This window comes from Frigoribacterium sp. AC759 (assembly GCF_979256015.1).
In genome coordinates this window covers 1-247 of the sequence record NZ_CEEDMT010000147.1, presented here as the reverse complement: position 1 = coordinate 247, position 247 = coordinate 1, and the positions used below count along the sequence as shown (strand labels likewise).

1 protein-coding gene is annotated in these 247 nt (G+C 73.3%); it reads right to left on the bottom strand.

What is annotated here, in order from left to right; genetic code table 11:
- Positions 1 to 247 (bottom strand): histidinol dehydrogenase (locus tag ACZ6JE_RS15435; RefSeq protein WP_464319516.1); only part of this gene is annotated, 247 nt, incomplete at both ends.

Sequence of the window (247 nt, the reverse complement as noted above, 5' to 3'; positions counted from 1 at the left end):
GTTCGAGCCCGCCAGGTAGTCGCCCAGGCTGACCGGCGTGCTGCTCCCGACGAAGACGGCGCCGGCGACGGCGTCGATCCCGACGTGGCCGCGGACGATCTGCTTGGCCGCCGCGACGTAGTTGTTGCCCGGCCCGGTGATGACCTGGACCGGCTCGAGGCCGATCTCGGGAACGCCGTAGGCCAACGCGCCGAGCGACCCCGCCCCGCCCATGGCGTAGACCTCGTCGACGCCGAGCAGCCCTGCG